21 protein-coding genes are annotated in these 14,364 nt (G+C 61.9%); 7 read left to right on the forward strand and 14 right to left on the reverse strand.

Annotated features, from left to right (window positions below):
- Window positions 1-27 precede the first annotated feature (27 nt).
- From coaA to hisB, 9 genes are all read right to left on the reverse strand, one after another.
- Window positions 28-978: a type I pantothenate kinase gene (coaA, locus tag NYQ88_RS00920; RefSeq protein ID WP_275653118.1), complete on the reverse strand. Its 951-nt coding sequence runs from the start codon at window positions 976-978 to the stop codon at window positions 28-30.
- Entirely contained in the window at window positions 978-1,292 is a 315-nt protein-coding gene (locus NYQ88_RS00925) for a phosphoribosyl-ATP diphosphatase (protein ID WP_275653119.1), read from the reverse strand. Before NYQ88_RS00925 ends, coaA begins: the two co-directional genes overlap by 1 nt.
- 110 nt (window positions 1,293-1,402) lie before the next feature.
- On the reverse strand, window positions 1,403-2,191 hold the full coding sequence (gene hisF, locus NYQ88_RS00930; protein ID WP_275653120.1) for an imidazole glycerol phosphate synthase subunit HisF: 789 nt from the start codon (window positions 2,189-2,191) through the stop codon (window positions 1,403-1,405).
- A complete protein-coding gene (locus tag NYQ88_RS00935; RefSeq protein WP_275653121.1) occupies window positions 2,188-2,508 on the reverse strand; it encodes a hypothetical protein in 321 nt (106 codons plus the stop codon). Before NYQ88_RS00935 ends, hisF begins: the two co-directional genes overlap by 4 nt.
- Window positions 2,505-2,783, reverse strand: coding sequence for a hypothetical protein (locus NYQ88_RS00940; RefSeq protein ID WP_275653122.1), 279 nt, complete (start codon window positions 2,781-2,783; stop codon window positions 2,505-2,507). The genes NYQ88_RS00935 and NYQ88_RS00940 overlap by 4 nt, the downstream gene beginning before the upstream one ends.
- A gap of 2 nt (window positions 2,784-2,785) precedes the next feature.
- Window positions 2,786-3,517: a 1-(5-phosphoribosyl)-5-[(5-phosphoribosylamino)methylideneamino]imidazole-4-carboxamide isomerase gene (gene hisA, locus NYQ88_RS00945; protein ID WP_275653123.1), complete on the reverse strand. Its 732-nt coding sequence runs from the start codon at window positions 3,515-3,517 to the stop codon at window positions 2,786-2,788.
- Window positions 3,518-3,692: 175 nt separating this feature from the next.
- Entirely contained in the window at window positions 3,693-4,346 is a 654-nt protein-coding gene (hisH, locus tag NYQ88_RS00950; protein WP_275653124.1) for an imidazole glycerol phosphate synthase subunit HisH, read from the reverse strand.
- The gene (locus NYQ88_RS00955; RefSeq protein ID WP_275653125.1) at window positions 4,343-4,699 is read right to left on the reverse strand and encodes a DUF2628 domain-containing protein; all 357 of its coding nucleotides are present in this window, start codon (window positions 4,697-4,699) and stop codon (window positions 4,343-4,345) included. The genes hisH and NYQ88_RS00955 overlap by 4 nt, the downstream gene beginning before the upstream one ends.
- A 69-nt stretch (window positions 4,700-4,768) precedes the next feature.
- Window positions 4,769-5,356, reverse strand: coding sequence for an imidazoleglycerol-phosphate dehydratase HisB (gene hisB / locus NYQ88_RS00960; protein ID WP_275653126.1), 588 nt, complete (start codon window positions 5,354-5,356; stop codon window positions 4,769-4,771).
- Window positions 5,357-5,490: 134 nt separating this feature from the next.
- On the opposite strand from hisB, the gene NYQ88_RS00965 reads away from it, so the two are divergent.
- From NYQ88_RS00965 to NYQ88_RS00985, 5 genes are all read left to right on the forward strand, one after another.
- Window positions 5,491-5,979, forward strand: a complete 489-nt coding sequence (locus NYQ88_RS00965) for a hypothetical protein (RefSeq protein ID WP_275653127.1) — start codon at window positions 5,491-5,493, stop codon at window positions 5,977-5,979.
- Between the two features lie 74 nt (window positions 5,980-6,053).
- Window positions 6,054-6,614, forward strand: a complete 561-nt coding sequence (gene hslV, locus NYQ88_RS00970) for an ATP-dependent protease subunit HslV (protein ID WP_275653128.1) — start codon at window positions 6,054-6,056, stop codon at window positions 6,612-6,614.
- Entirely contained in the window at window positions 6,611-7,156 is a 546-nt protein-coding gene (locus tag NYQ88_RS00975; protein ID WP_275653129.1) for a GNAT family N-acetyltransferase, read from the forward strand. Before hslV ends, NYQ88_RS00975 begins: the two co-directional genes overlap by 4 nt.
- Entirely contained in the window at window positions 7,149-8,459 is a 1,311-nt protein-coding gene (gene hslU, locus NYQ88_RS00980) for an ATP-dependent protease ATPase subunit HslU (RefSeq protein ID WP_275653130.1), read from the forward strand. The genes NYQ88_RS00975 and hslU overlap by 8 nt, the downstream gene beginning before the upstream one ends.
- Window positions 8,460-8,738: 279 nt before the next feature.
- A complete protein-coding gene (locus NYQ88_RS00985) occupies window positions 8,739-9,680 on the forward strand; it encodes an IS110 family transposase (RefSeq protein WP_275651212.1) in 942 nt (313 codons plus the stop codon).
- A 345-nt stretch (window positions 9,681-10,025) separates the two neighbouring features.
- Here the strand turns inward: NYQ88_RS00985 and NYQ88_RS00990 are convergent, their stop codons facing one another.
- The 3 genes from NYQ88_RS00990 to NYQ88_RS01000 are packed head-to-tail and all read right to left on the reverse strand — an operon-like array spanning window position 10,026 to window position 11,725.
- Window positions 10,026-10,397, reverse strand: a complete 372-nt coding sequence (locus tag NYQ88_RS00990; RefSeq protein ID WP_275653131.1) for a helix-turn-helix transcriptional regulator — start codon at window positions 10,395-10,397, stop codon at window positions 10,026-10,028.
- Window positions 10,394-10,978 (reverse strand): Smr/MutS family protein, encoded by a 585-nt coding sequence (locus tag NYQ88_RS00995; protein ID WP_275653132.1) that lies wholly within the window; start codon window positions 10,976-10,978, stop codon window positions 10,394-10,396. Before NYQ88_RS00995 ends, NYQ88_RS00990 begins: the two co-directional genes overlap by 4 nt.
- Window positions 10,979-11,002: 24 nt before the next feature.
- Complete coding sequence (locus tag NYQ88_RS01000) at window positions 11,003-11,725, reverse strand: Tim44/TimA family putative adaptor protein (RefSeq protein ID WP_275653133.1); 723 nt, start codon at window positions 11,723-11,725, stop codon at window positions 11,003-11,005.
- A 164-nt stretch (window positions 11,726-11,889) separates the two neighbouring features.
- Here NYQ88_RS01000 and NYQ88_RS01005 point away from each other — a divergent pair, with 164 nt between their 5' ends.
- Together NYQ88_RS01005 and secB are read left to right on the forward strand one after the other, a co-directional pair.
- Window positions 11,890-12,360, forward strand: a complete 471-nt coding sequence (locus NYQ88_RS01005) for an FxsA family protein (protein WP_275653134.1) — start codon at window positions 11,890-11,892, stop codon at window positions 12,358-12,360.
- 89 nt (window positions 12,361-12,449) lie between these two features.
- Entirely contained in the window at window positions 12,450-12,971 is a 522-nt protein-coding gene (gene secB, locus NYQ88_RS01010) for a protein-export chaperone SecB (protein WP_275653135.1), read from the forward strand.
- A 92-nt stretch (window positions 12,972-13,063) separates the two neighbouring features.
- Here secB and dnaQ read toward each other — a convergent pair whose 3' ends face one another.
- Together dnaQ and coaE are read right to left on the reverse strand one after the other, a co-directional pair.
- On the reverse strand, window positions 13,064-13,771 hold the full coding sequence (gene dnaQ, locus NYQ88_RS01015) for a DNA polymerase III subunit epsilon (protein ID WP_275654980.1): 708 nt from the start codon (window positions 13,769-13,771) through the stop codon (window positions 13,064-13,066).
- Window positions 13,771-14,364, reverse strand: a complete 594-nt coding sequence (gene coaE / locus NYQ88_RS01020; RefSeq protein WP_275653136.1) for a dephospho-CoA kinase — start codon at window positions 14,362-14,364, stop codon at window positions 13,771-13,773. Before coaE ends, dnaQ begins: the two co-directional genes overlap by 1 nt.

Consider the following 14,364-nt stretch of genomic DNA (forward strand, 5'->3'; position numbering starts at 1 on the left):
CTCTCCTCGGAGAGCGCAGTGCCGATGCTACACCCGGCGCAGGCTCACATTGGAAATGAGATGGTCTGCGCCCTTCTTGAGGATCAGGTCGGCGCGACCTTTGGTGGGCAGGATATTTTCAACCAGATTGGGCAGGTTGATGGTGCGCCAGACTTCCCGACCCAGCGCGCCGGCCGCAGTTTCGCTCATCGAAGCGAAGTGGCGGAAGAACGAGTTCGGATCCTGGAAGGCGGTTTCGCGCAGGCGGAAGAACCGCTCCATGAACCAGGCTTCGAGATCATGCGTCTCGGCGTCGATATAGATCGAGAAATCGATGAAATCCGAAGCGAAGAGGATCGGGTTTCCGGTCTTGGGCAATTCGCCCGGCTGGAGGATGTTGAGACCCTCGACGATGAGGATGTCGGGACGGCCGATGACCACTTCCTTGCCCTCGACCACGTCATAGACGAGGTGGGAGTAGACAGGGACAGCGACCTTTTCCTTGCCGGATTTGATATCGGCGAGGAAGTTCACAAAGCGGGAGCGATCGTAGCTTTCCGGAAAGCCCTTGCGGTCCATCAGATTGCGGCGCTTGAGCTCGGCATTGGGATAGAGAAAGCCGTCGGTGGTAACGAGATCGACACGCGGGCTCGATGGCCAGCGCGAGAGCAGGGCCTGCAGGATACGGGCGGTGGTGGATTTTCCCACCGCAACCGAGCCGGCGACCCCAATGATGAAGGGCACCTTGTGGTCGGGCTTCTTGAGGAAGCGCGAGGCCACATTATGGAGGTCCTGAATGGCCTCAACGTAATGAGAGAGCAGCCGGGTCAGCGGCAGGTAGACTTCTTCGGCTTCTTCGAGCGAGATCGGGTCATTGAGACCGCGCAGCTTGTCGATATCGCTCTGGGCCAGCGTCATGGGCTGGCCGTTGCGCAGCTGGCTCCACTCGGCAATGGTGAAATGGTGGTAGGGATCAAGCGCTGGGGAACGGCGGGCCATCAGCTTTCCTTCCGCGCGGCTTTTTCGGCGAGGCCGGACTGGGCCGTGCGCATGTCGAGTTCCTGCATCACCTCGGCCAGCGGCACGCCAGAGGCGCGCAGCACGACAAGCAGGTGATAGAGCACATCGGCGCTTTCCTTGACCAGCTCGGCACGGTCGCCGGTCACGGCGGCAATCACTGCCTCGGTGGCTTCCTCGCCCAGCTTCTGGCTGGCCTTGTTGATGCCGCGGGCAATGAGTTTTGCCGTATAGCTTTCCTCAGGCGAAGCAGCAGCGCGCAACGCAACGCGCTGTTCCAGTTCTTCCAAAGTCATTCGGAGAGGTCTCCTCACCCACCGCCTGAGGTGGCTTAAAACACGGAATGCTGCCGGACGTCACCATGGAATGGTGCCTGATGTCACCAGCAACCTTGGTCTGACGCCGTTTACGCCCGGGGCGCCGGGGCGTCCATGCGCATGTCGATGCCATGCTCGATCATGTAGCGCTTGGCCTCGGGAATGGTGAAAGTGCCGAAGTGGAAGATCGAAGCCGCGAGCACGGCGCTGGCGTGTCCTTCGGTAACGCCGTCCACGAGGTGCTGCAGCGTGCCGACGCCGCCCGAGGCGATAACCGGCACTTCCACGCTGTCCGCAATGGCACGGGTCAGCTTGAGGTCGAAGCCGGATTTGGTGCCGTCGCGGTCCATCGAGGTGACGAGCAGTTCGCCCGCGCCGCGCTCAACCATGCGGTGGGCGAATCCCACGGCATCAATGCCGGTCGGCTTGCGGCCGCCATGGGTGAAGATTTCCCACCCCTCGCCACCATCGCTGCGCTGCTTGGCATCGACCGAGACGACAATGCACTGATTGCCGAACTTGTCGGCGGCGCGGGCGATGAAATCGGGGTCGTTCACGGCAGCCGAATTGATCGCCACCTTGTCGGCGCCGGCCAGCAAGAGCTTGCGGATATCTTCAACCGAGCGCACACCGCCACCGACCGTGACGGGCATGAAGCAATGTTCGGCGGTGCGGGCGACGACGTCGAAAATCGTGTCGCGGCCTTCGTGGCTGGCGGCGATGTCGAGGAAGGTCAGCTCGTCGGCCCCGGCCGCGTCATAGGCCATGGCCGCTTCCACGGGATCACCGGCATCGACGAGATCGACGAATTGCACGCCCTTGACCACGCGGCCGCCGGCGACATCGAGGCAGGGGATGATGCGGGTTTTCAGTGTCATGAGGAAACCTTCGAAGACCGCCGCCAGGCGATGAAATGAATGATGAGAATGACGAGCAGGACGAGGAGGGCGCCGCCCGCCAATGGCAGGGTCGCCAGCAGCAACCAGGCCAGCACGAAGAGCGCATAGAGCATGCCTCCCCAGTCGCTGCCGCCGACCATGCAGACATGGACCGTGCCCTCATTGAGCGTACAGCCGTTGAGATTGGCAACAGTGTCGGCAAAGACCACGCCGAAGAGCGGCAGCAGGCCAATGACGATAATGAGAATGGCGAGAACGATATAGACCCGCCAGGGGAATTTTGGAGCGTCCGTCATATCCGACCCTTCCCTCTGCGCCGGCGCCAGACCAGGAGATGGATGGCAAGGGCCGCGAACCAGCCAAGCAGCGCCATGCCGCCGAGCGCGACAGGGCTCAATATCAGCCAGCCGAGAACGCCCCAGCTGGCCATGAGTTCGGTGAGGGTCATCGGCGCGCCGCCAGGGCCGGGGCCGGCAAAGACGAGAGCGATCACTGGAGACAAGGTGAAGACAAGGATCACCACAAGGGCGATCCCGTAGCCCAGCCAGGGAAATCCCCGCGGGCCGGCCATGGTCAGGCCGACGCCTTCAGAAGCGCGAGTGCTTCACGTGAATCAATGCGCCCGTCATAGAGCGCACGGCCGGAGATCGCGCCTTCGAGCACGGCCGCATCGGGCTGGGTCAGCCGTTCGATATCGGCCATGGAGGCGAGACCGCCCGACGCGATCACCGGGATGGAGGTGGCGCGGGCCAGCTCAAGGGTCGAGTCCCAATTGATGCCAGCGAGCACGCCGTCGCGATCAATGTCAGTGTAGATGATGGCCGCAACCCCGGCGCCTTCAAAGCGCTTGGCGAGTTCGATGACGCTGAGCTCGGAGGTTTCGGCCCAGCCTTCCACCGCCACCATGCCCTTTCGCGCGTCGATGCCGACGGCGACCTGGCCAGGCCACTTTTGGGCCGCTTCCTTCACCAGCGCCGGATCGCGCACGGCGACCGTCCCGAGGATGACGCGGGCCAGACCCTTGTCGAGCCAGGCTTCGATATGGCCGAGATTGCGAATGCCGCCGCCCAACTGGACGGGGAATTTCACGGTTTTGAGAATCTCTTCGACCGCGCCGCCATTGACGCTCTCGCCGGCAAAGGCGCCGTTGAGGTCGACGACGTGGAGATATTCAAAGCCCTGGTCCTCGAAGGATTTTGCCTGGGCGGCGGGATCGTCGTTGAAGACGGTCGCCTGGTTCATGTCGCCCAGTTTCAGGCGCACGCACTGGCCGTCCTTGAGGTCGATGGCGGGGAAAAGGATCATTGGTTGAACTCCGGTACTCCCCTCTGCCCTTGAGGGAGAGGGTGGATCGCGCAAGGCGCGAGACGGGTGAGGGGTATGGCGCCGCAAGCTTTGACTTGAAGGAAGGCCCCCCTCATCCGCCCCTTCGGGGCACCTTCTCCCTCGAGGGGAGAAGGGGAGACCGCGCTCAACAGGTTCAAGGCGTCCACCCCAGGAAATTTTCGATCAGCTTCAAGCCCAGGGCCTGGCTCTTTTCGGGGTGAAACTGGGCGCCGAAAATATTGTCGCGACCGACGCAGGCGGTGACACTGCCGCCATATTGGGTGGTGGCAAACAGCGTGTCCGGGCTCTCGGTGACCATGTGGTAGGAGTGCACGAAATAGGCGTGCAGCCCGTTTTCCCCGTCGGGGATATTGGCGAGCAGGGCATGGGGGCGGACAATCGAAATCGTGTTCCAGCCCATATGCGGGATTTTCAGCTTCGGGTCTGACGGCGTGATCTTTTCGACCGCGCCGGGGATCCAACCGAGACCGGCCGTCACAGTCTTTTCGCGGCCTTCGCTGGCGAGCAATTGCATGCCGACGCAGACGCCGAGGAAAGGCGTGCCATTGTTGAGGACGCGCTCTTCCAGCGCCTCGACCATACCCGGCACGGCATCGAGCCCGGCCTTGCAGTCGGCATAGGCGCCGACGCCGGGGAGCATGATGCGATCGGCGCAGCGGACGATCTCCGGGTCAGCGGTGACGATGATCTCGGGACCATTGGTCAGAGAGCCAGCAACCCGCTCAAAGGCATTGGCGGCCGAGCGCAGATTGCCCGCGCCATAATCGATAATGGCGACAGAACTCATGGGCGTTTCTCCAGAACGGCGAGGCGGGCAAGATCTTCATTGGCCGCAAAAGAATGGCCGATGGCAGTGTGGCCACGGCGCTTGAGCGCGCGGAGTTGCGCGCCCGGGGCGGCAAAACCGAACGCGACAGCGACCAGCAGATAGAGCCAGAACCCGGCATCGCTGCCCAAAAAGCGCGTCGTCAGAACAGTAGCGCCAAGGCCAATGACAAAAAGTCCGAGCATGTCCCAATGGCGATGGGTCAGCGCATGGACCGGCGGCAGCAGAGCGGCGAACAGCGAAAACCGCTCCGGCACGGCTACCGGCAGGGCGGTGGGATCATCCACGGATTGGTAGAGGGCAAAAAGGGTCACCTTGGGCCTCCCACGAGGGAATAGGGTCCCCTTAGTGCAAAACGCCGAATGGGGAAAGGGCAGGAGTGCCTAGAGCGTTCCCTTGGTGCTTGGCACGCGGTCGGCCTGGCGGGGGTCGATCTCAAGCGCATCGCGCAGGGCCCGGGCAACCGCCTTGAACATCGACTCGGCCAGATGATGGTTGTTGTCGAAGTAGAAGTTTTCGATGTGGAGCGTGATCCCGGCGTTCATGGCAAAGGCCTGGAAGAACTCCTGGAAGAGCTCGGTGTCGATCTCGCCGATCTTGTCCCGGGAGAACTCGGCCTTGAAGACGAGGAAGGGACGGCCCGACACGTCGAGCGCGGCGCGGGTCAGGGTGCCATCCATCGGCAGGTCGCAGGAGGCGTAGCGCCGGATGCCCTTCTTGTCGCCGATCGCGTCTCTGACGGCCTGGCCCAGGGCAATGCCGACATCTTCCACCGCGTGGTGAAAATCGATGTGGAGGTCGCCCTTGCAGGTGACGTCCATGTCGATCAGCGAGTGGCGCGAGAGCTGGTCGAGCATATGGTCGAAGAAACCAACGCCGGTGTTCATGGCATGAGTGCCGGTGCCATCAAGATTGATCGAAACGGAAATCTCGGTCTCGTTGGTCTTGCGGGCAATGGTCGCTGTGCGCATGAGGTCCTCCGGCGTTGAGCGGCTGAGTAGCAGACTTGCAGCCTGGCATAAAGATGGCGATGCCATTGTCTGTCCCGAGACGGCCACATTAGTCGATGAGCATCGGCGGCATTGCCCCTCATCGGATTGTTTTCATGCGCTTTGCCATTTCCCTGCTCGTCGCCCTCAGCCTCTCCGCGCCGGCACTCGCCCAAAGTCGGGAGGCCTGCGAGATGGCGACCCCGGAGCTGCTGGCCAATGTGCTGGGCCAAGATTACGAGATCTATGAAACGCAAAATCCGGCCCCGGGCATGTCGTTCTGCGCCTGGAAGGGGGACGACAGAAAAATCATCAACATCCACTCGGTGACGGCCGAGAGCGAGGGCATCGACAAGGACCAGGCGGTCGAAGCGTTCAACATCTATCTGGCGGTGCAGAAAGAGCAGCTGCCGGGTTATGTTCACGAGCTCGAGGGGCCCTGGCAGTCCGCCTACATCATCGAAGACGCCAACGAAGCGACCAACCCCGACCACGCCTTCAGCATCAGTTTCGTCAACCAGGGCGACAGCGTCACGGTGCAGACAGCGTTTGTTGACCGCGACATTGCGATAGCCCTTGCCGAAAAGGTCGCTGAAGGAATGTAGCCATCGCAGCATGGACCGTTGCAATCACCGGGCGGGCCCCTAAATAGTACCCAACAGTTCGGAGTACCTCCCCCATGAGTGATAGCAATTTTCCCGGCTGGCACGGCACCACGATCGTGTCGGTCCGCAAGGGCAACAAGGTGGTGATTGCGGGCGACGGCCAGGTGTCCATGGGCCCCACCGTGATGAAGCACGGCGCCAAGAAAGTGCGTCGTCTCGCCGACGGCAAGGTGATCGGCGGCTTTGCCGGCTCCACCGCCGATGCCTTTACCCTGTTCGAGCGGCTTGAAGCCAAGCTGGTGCAATATCCCGACCAGCTGATGCGCGCCGCCGTCGAACTGGCCAAGGATTGGCGCACCGACCGATATCTCAGAAAACTCGAAGCCATGATGATCGTGGCCGACAAGACCGATACCTTGGTGCTGACCGGCAATGGCGACGTGCTGACCCCGGATCACGGCGTCATCGCCATCGGCTCGGGCGGCAATTACGCCCATTCGGCCGCTCTGGCGCTGCATCAGGCGACCGATCTCGATGCTGAGGATATCGCGCGTCGGGCCATGAAGATCGCAGAGGAAATCTGCGTCTACACCAATGGCAATGTGAGCGTCGAAACCATCGAGCTCGGCAATTGAGCTATTCCATTCGCAGGCTCGGCGTTGACGATCTGGTGGCCTATCGGGCCATAAGGATGGAAGCGCTCACCAATCATCCGGAGGCTTTCCTCACCAGCGCGGAGGGTTTTGCCCAGCGCAGTGACGCGGAAGTCCGCCAGATGCTGGAGGACGTCACGGTGTTTGGCGCCGAGACTTCGGATGGCGAACTCGTCGGCCTCAACGCCTTCATCCGCAACGACACTCTCAAGGAGCGTCATCGCGGCTGGATGGTGCAGGTCTATGTCAGGCCCGAGCATCGCGGCACGGGCCTTTCCAAACAGCTCTGCGAACATCTGATCGACTACGCGCGGCACCACGTCCTGCAGGTCCATCTCGGCGTCTGGGCGGAAAACGTCCCGGCGATCAAGCTCTACGAACGGCTCGGTTTCAGCGTTTATGGCACCGAGCCCAGATATCTCTTCGTGAACGGTCGTTTTATCGACGAACACATGATGGTGCGCTTCCTGGATCGCGACCCGGTCCAACAGCAAGGCACTCTGGAAAGTAACCGCAATGTCTGAAACCAATTTTTCGCCGCGCGAGATCGTTTCCGAGCTCGACCGCAATATCGTCGGCCAGAATGATGCCAAGCGCGCCGTCGCCGTGGCCCTGCGCAATCGCTGGCGCCGCCAGCAGCTCCCGCCCGAGCTGCGGCGCGAGGTGACGCCGAAGAACATTCTGATGATCGGGCCGACCGGCGTCGGCAAGACGGAGATTTCCCGTCGCCTGGCGCGGCTGGCGCAGGCGCCATTCGTCAAGGTCGAAGCCACCAAGTTCACCGAAGTGGGCTATGTCGGCCGCGACGTCGAGCAGATCGTTCGTGACCTCGTCGAGGCCGGCATCACCGTATTGCGCGACAAGCGTCGCCGCGATGTGCAGGCCCAGGCTCACCACAATGCTGAAGAGCGCGTACTCGATGCCTTGGTCGGCACCTCGGCGACGCCCTCGACCCGCGACAGTTTCCGCAACAAGCTGCGCAATAACGAACTCGACGACAAGGAAATCGAGATCGAGATGCAGCCCTCGCCGGGCGCTGGCGAATTTGAAATCCCCGGCATGCCCAATGGCGGCATCGGCATGATCAACCTCTCCGACATGTTCAAGTCGGCGATGGGCGGTCGTGGGGTCAAGCGCAAGGTCAAGGTCAAGGACGCCTATGAGCCGCTGATCGCCGAAGAGGCCGACAAGCTGCTCGACCAGGACCAGCTCAAGACCGAAGCCATCGAGCTCGTGGAAAACCACGGTATCGTCTTCATCGACGAGATCGACAAGGTCGCGGCCCGCGAGGGTGGCGTATCGGGCGGCCCCTCGCGCGAAGGCGTGCAGCGGGACCTGTTGCCGCTGATCGAAGGCACGACCGTCGCGACGAAGTATGGACCGGTCAAGACCGACCATATCTTGTTCATTGCGTCCGGCGCGTTCCACGTCTCCAAGCCATCGGACCTGCTGCCCGAGCTGCAGGGTCGTCTGCCGATCCGGGTGGAGCTGAAGGCGCTCACGCGCGAAGATTTTATCCGCATCCTCAACGACACCGAGGCCAGCCTTGTGCGCCAGTATGTGGCGCTGATGGGGACCGAAGGAGTGACGCTGAGCTTTACCGATGACGCCATCGAAGCCATTGCCGATGCGGCGGTGAAGGTGAATTCGAGCGTCGAGAATATCGGTGCCCGACGCCTGCAGACGGTGATGGAACGGCTGGTCGAGGAAATCTCCTTTGACGCACCCGACCGCGCCGGCCAGACCGTCAACATCGACGCCGCCTTCGTGCGCGAAAAGGTCGGCGTCCTCGCCGGTGACACGGACCTCTCCAAGTTCGTTCTCTGAGCCAGCACCCAATCTGACGACAAGACCCCCGGGGCCAGCCTCGGGGGTTTTTTGTTTTGTGCCGCTGTCCCCAGCACGCCGTCTTTGCCCGGCTTGTGTGGAGGATCTGTGCTTTAGTGGTGGCATCAGCCGGGTTGCGCATCCCGGCTGATGCAGTCAGGAGGCCGTTTTGTCCGGCTGGTTTGTCACAGCCGAGGACGAGCAAGGCCCTGTCTGCTCCCTTTGACCCCGAACGGTTGATCGGGCTGTTGCCCGCACCACAAGCCTGGGAGCAAGGTCATGATACACGACACCCTCTTCGTTGGCATCGACGTTTCCAAGACGCATCTGGACGTTCATACCCATCCCGCTGGCAAATCCTGGCGTTGCAGCACTGGACCGGAGGCGCTCGCCGAGCTGACGCAGCGCCTGGCCAGACTGGGGCCGTTGGCCATCGGGCTCGAAGCCTCGGGAGGCTATGAAGCCCGCGTGGCCGAGAGCCTGCATGCCGCTGGCCTTGAAGTGCATGTTCTAGCCCCGGCGCGGATCCGCAGTTACGCGCGGGGTATCGGCCAATTGGCCAAAACCGACAAGATCGATGCCGCTCTGATCGCGCGTTATCTGCAGGCCGTGCGCGCCAGCTTGACCCCTTATGTGTCTGATCCGATCCGACAAAGGCTGAGCGCGTTCACAGCCCATCGGCGGCGGATCGTTGCGGAAAAGAGCGGCCTTGTCAGTCAGCTCGATACCATCGACGAGCCGCTTGTGCGCAGCCTGATCGAGGAGCGTCTGGCGGCCATCGCCCTGGAGATCAAACGCATCGAAGCGGCCATCACTGCCCTTCTCGCCGACAATCGCCAGCTCCAGCAGCGCCAGGCGCGGCTGCGGCAGGTGACCGGCGTCGGTCCGGTTCTGGCGATCGCCTTACTGGCCGACATGCCCGAGCTCGGCAAGGTCTCCGCCAAGGTGGCCGCAGCACTCATCGGCGTTGCCCCTTATGCCCGCCAATCGGGCGCATCGGATCGCAACGGCCGCTGTCTTGGCGGACGAAAACATCTGCGCGATATCGCCTACATGGCCGTGCTCAGCGCCATCAAGGTGAAAGACCCCGTTCTCGGCGACTTCTATCAAAGACTGCGCCTGCGCGGAAAACCCTTCAAACTCGCCATGATCGCAACGGTGAGAAAACTCATCACAATCCTCAACGCCATCGCCCGACAGGAACCGGCATTCCAACAGTGATGTCCACGGTTGCTCGTCTGGGCAATCCAGTTTGCTGAGACATGGATCACCCGGACAGCTGGGTGATGACGATGAGGGGAAATGAGTGCAGGTCAGTCCAGCCTGCAAATCGTGCCCTATACGCGATCTTCCTTCTCCCCTTGAGGGAGAAGGTGCCCCGAAGGGGCGGATGAGGGGTTCGGATTTAGTAGGGCAACTCAGTATGGGCAAGAACCCCTCACCCGTCTCGCGCTGTGCGCGATCCAGCCCTACCGGGCCTTGCTCGCTGAAATCGCTCCACCGGAGCGATTCCCGGGCGCTCCCAAGCCTCTCCCTCATGGGGAGGGGAACGGCCGTGGTGATGGATCAGGACCGCTTCCGCGTCGCGCGCTTGACCAGTTCATCGCGCAGAAATTTGACGTCCTCGGGGTCGAGGCGGCCGATGTTGTCGCGCAGGCGATTGGTGAATTCGGTCGCTTCCGGCGTCATGCCGCCTGTATCGATCGTCACCTTGGGGTCGGAGATCTCCGACAGGCGCTGCAATTCCTCGGCTTCGTCCCAGATCACGTTGAAAAACGCGATGATGCGGTGGAGGAGGAAGGAGGTCGGCACGCCGCGCTTTCCATGTTCCAGCGCCGACAGGTAAGCACTCGATACATTGAGGGCTGCCGCCATTTCCTTGAGCGAAATGCCCCGGGCCTCACGCATGGCCCGCAATTTTGCGCCGAGCGGGGTCATGGTCGTCTCAACCTCACATACCAGGCTCCGTCGCCACCATGTCCGCGCGCCGCGATGCTCCAGCCGGAAATCATATGGGCAAGTCCCGGCTCGTTGAGCCAGATGGGCAGCATGGTGCGCAGGATTCCGCGCTCGGTCATGGCCATCACATAGTCATTGTCGGTCCGCACGCCCTTGCCGGTGATCACCAGAATAGTCCGGTCACCCCGGCTGAAGCGGGACGAAATATAGCGGTGGAGCACCTGGCGCGCCTCCGCCTGGGTCATGCCATGCAGATCGATCGTGCCGTCGATCTCGATCTTGCCGCGCCGGACCTTTTTGTGAATGGCCGGATCGACTGCCTTTTCTGGGAGGGTGGAGGGCTGCCGGGGCGCCTGATAGGGCGCGAGGAAGGGCTGTCGCGGTGGTAGCCTTTTCGGCGGAGCCTTGATGTCGGGGAGAGGGGGCTCGGCTTCAGGAACCGGGAGCGTACCCTGGCCGTGCTTGAGCAGGCCCTTGCGCCGGAGCGGATCCACGGTGGCAGCCACCGTGGTCCAGAGGTGAAAATCGTGCGGCAGGCGCTTCGGGTTGCGCTTGGACATGGAAGACGGCCTGCCGGATAGGTTTTAGTCGAGCTGGCTCGTCGCGATGACTTTCCAATTGGGGTCGCGCGATTTCGGATTGCGCGCAAAAGTCCATTCGTCAGCGATGGTCTGGACCTGGTCGGCATTGCCTTCCACCAGATTGCCGTCGCGGTCGCGGATGGCAGAAACCACCTCGGCATGGAAGCGCACGGTCACGAGAACATTCTTCTTGTCGTACTCAGCCTGCGAAATTTCGACCTTGGGCAGACCCACGAAGGTGAAATCATTGGTGTGGCCGGCAGCCTCGCGCTCGGTGATGGCGCGGGCAAAGCTGTCGAACACATCCTTTTCGAGGAGATTCTTGAGCATTGGGCGATCCCCTTCGGCAAAGCCGGTGACGATCATCTCGTAAGCCTGTTTGGCGCCTTCGAGGAAGGATTTGGGCGTAAAGCCGGGGTCGGCTTCGTTGACGCTGCGCAGACCTGCTGCGAGCACCTCATTGCCGCGGGCGGCCTGTTCGATCTCGGCCTCGAGCTTGCGGGCACGGCGTTCATCGTCAAGGTCAGGTGCACGGGGCGCGCGCGGCTGCATGGGCACGACATTGTCGTCGCCATTTGCGGCCTTTTCCGTCGGCGTGGAGCGGGACCGATCGATCGGCGGTCGCTCATTGCCGGTGCGCGTTCCCAGAACCGACCGCAGGCGGAACAGAACGAAGACGGCTACCACAATGGCGATAAGAGTGGGCAGATCGAGAAAATCGTCCATGAAATGATGCACCTAAAGCCAGGAGACGTCGAAAAAGTCGAATTTCGGCGCTCGCGAAGCGCCATGCTCGACCCTATATAAGCAAAGCTTTAGCCCAAAACCAGTTCACTATGGGGCGAGTTCCGATTTTGACGCGTCTTCAACGCTAACAAAGGATGACCCGGGTGGCCCGCTTCATTCCCATCGCCCTTCTCGCGCTGCCGCTGCTCGAGATCGCCATGTTCATCGTCGTCGGCCGTGCCATCGGTGTGTTTCCGACCCTGGCGCTGATCATTCTGGCGGCCATAGCGGGAGGTCTGCTGCTACGCCAGCAGGGGCTGAGCGTGCTCAATCGCATGCGCACCAACATGAGTGCGGGTACGTTGCCGGGGCAGACGCTGTTCGATGGCATGGTGATGGCCGTGGCGGCGCTCCTGCTGATCATCCCGGGTTTTCTCGGCGATATCATTGCGCTGGTGCTGCTGATCCCCCCGGTTCGGACCTGGCTCTACAAAAAACTGACAGCCGGCATGGTGGTGACCACAACCACCACCAGCTATCGCCGCTGCGAGGATCCCACCGACATCAATCCGTCCCCGCTTTCGGGGCCGCGCACCATTGATCTCGATGATGATGACTGGCAGCGCAAACCGTAAAAAGCCGCTCTTTGCTTGTCCCGAAGGGGCAAAAATGCTAGCCAGCGCGCAAGAATAATCCGCTATTCGGAAATAATGAGGACCTGATAATGGCTGACGAAACCCTGGGCGCCGCCGCGCCGCAGCCCGGCACTGCACCCAGCATGAACCTGGTGGGCCAGTATGTGCGCGACCTTTCTTTCGAGAACCCAGGCGCACCGGGTTCGATCATGGCCGGTGGCGGCAATCCCGCCTTCAACGTCTCCATCTCGGTGGGCGTCAAGAAGCAGGCCGATGACCTCTATGCCGTCGAATTGAACCTCAAGGCCCAGGCCAAGCGCGAAGAAACGCTGCTGTTCAACGTCGAGCTGGTCTATGGCGGCGTTTTCCGCCTCAAGAACATCCCGGAAAACCAGATCAGCATGCTGCTGATGGTGGAATGCCCGCGCCTGATCTTCCCGTTTGCCCGTCAGGTCCTGGCCAGCGTCACCCAGCAGGGCGGTTTCCCGCCGCTGATGATGGAGCCGGTCGACTTCCTGGCCATCTATCGCCAGAACCTTGCCGCGCTGGCTGCCAAGCAGCAGGCCGATGGCGGCGCCGAAATCCCGGCTCCGACCGACAAGCCCAACTGATTTTTGGTTTTCGCCAAAGACAAAAGCCCCGGATTTTCCGGGGCTTTTTTTGTAAGCGTGTGTGGGTGTGACTAAGCGCTCTGGCCCAAAACTCACTCGGCAGCCGGGCGCTCTTCATATTGGGTCCAGATGGCGCTGTCGCCCATCTTGGCAAGAAAGGCGTAATGCGCCTCGGCCTCTGCCGCGGTCACCCGCGAGGGCAGGGGCGTGGGACGCGGGCGTGCCGGCACGCGCTGCAGCAAGCCATCTTCACCATCACTTCCAGCGTCGGCGATGAGCGCCAGGCTCACCTGCTTGCCGCCGATCAGCTCGAGATAAACCTCGGCGAGGATCTCACTGTCGAGCAGCGCGCCATGAAGCGTGCGGCGGGAATTGTCGATGCCATAGTGCTTGCAGAGCGCATCGAGGCTGACGCGGGCACCCGGGTGCTTCTTGCGCGCCACCATGACGGTGTCGATCACCTCGTTGGTGAGGCGCGGGAAGGATGCCTTCTCCAGCTCGGCATTGAGAAAGCCCATGTCGAACGGCGCGTTGTGGATCACCAACGTGCCATCGCCGATAAAGTCGAGAAAGTCCTGGGCCACCGCTTTGAACACCGGCTTGTCCTTGAGGAATTCCTCACTCAGCCCGTGCACGCGGAAAGCCTCTTCAGGCATAGAGCGTTCGGGATTGATATAGATGTGGTGCGTCTTGCCCGAGGGGATGTGATTGATCAGCTCAACGCAGCCGATTTCAACGAGGCGATCGCCGTCGTTGGGAGAAAGGCCGGTGGTTTCGGTATCGAGGACGATTTCCCGGATCATGGCCTGGTCTTTTCTTTCAGCGTCTCGACCAAAGCCCTGACCTCTGCGTCGATGGTCTCGCGGGGCAGGGCAGTGTCGAAAAGATAATCGGCGCGAGCCTTCTTTTCGGCCTGTGGCATCTGGCGGGCAAGGATGGTGTCGAGCTTTTCCACGGTCATGCCCGGACGCGCCAATGCCCGCTCCCGCTGGATGGCATCATCGACATGGGTGATGGCGACGGCGTCAAAGCCATAATCATGGCCGCTTTCGAACAACAGCGGCACTTCGACGGCGGCGACCTTATGGCCGGTCTGTTCAGCGTTGGCGAGAAAATCTGAAATAGCAGCGCGCACCAGTGGATGCACCACGGCTTCGAGGCGCGTGAACCCTGAGGGGTCAGCGGCGAGCCGGACCGCGAGCGCCTGTCGATCGATCACGCCATCATGGGTGACGCCGGGAAAGAGCGCTTCCACCGGCGCAACGGCTTCACCAGCATAGAGTTCGGCGACGGCCGCATCGGCGGAGAAAATCGGCACACCGGCTTTTTCAAACGCCGCCAGAAGGGTGGATTTGCCTGTCGCGATCGAGCCGGTAATGCCGATGCGCCACAT

This window comes from Devosia sp. SD17-2 (assembly GCF_029201565.1).
GTDB lineage: Bacteria > Pseudomonadota > Alphaproteobacteria > Rhizobiales > Devosiaceae > Devosia.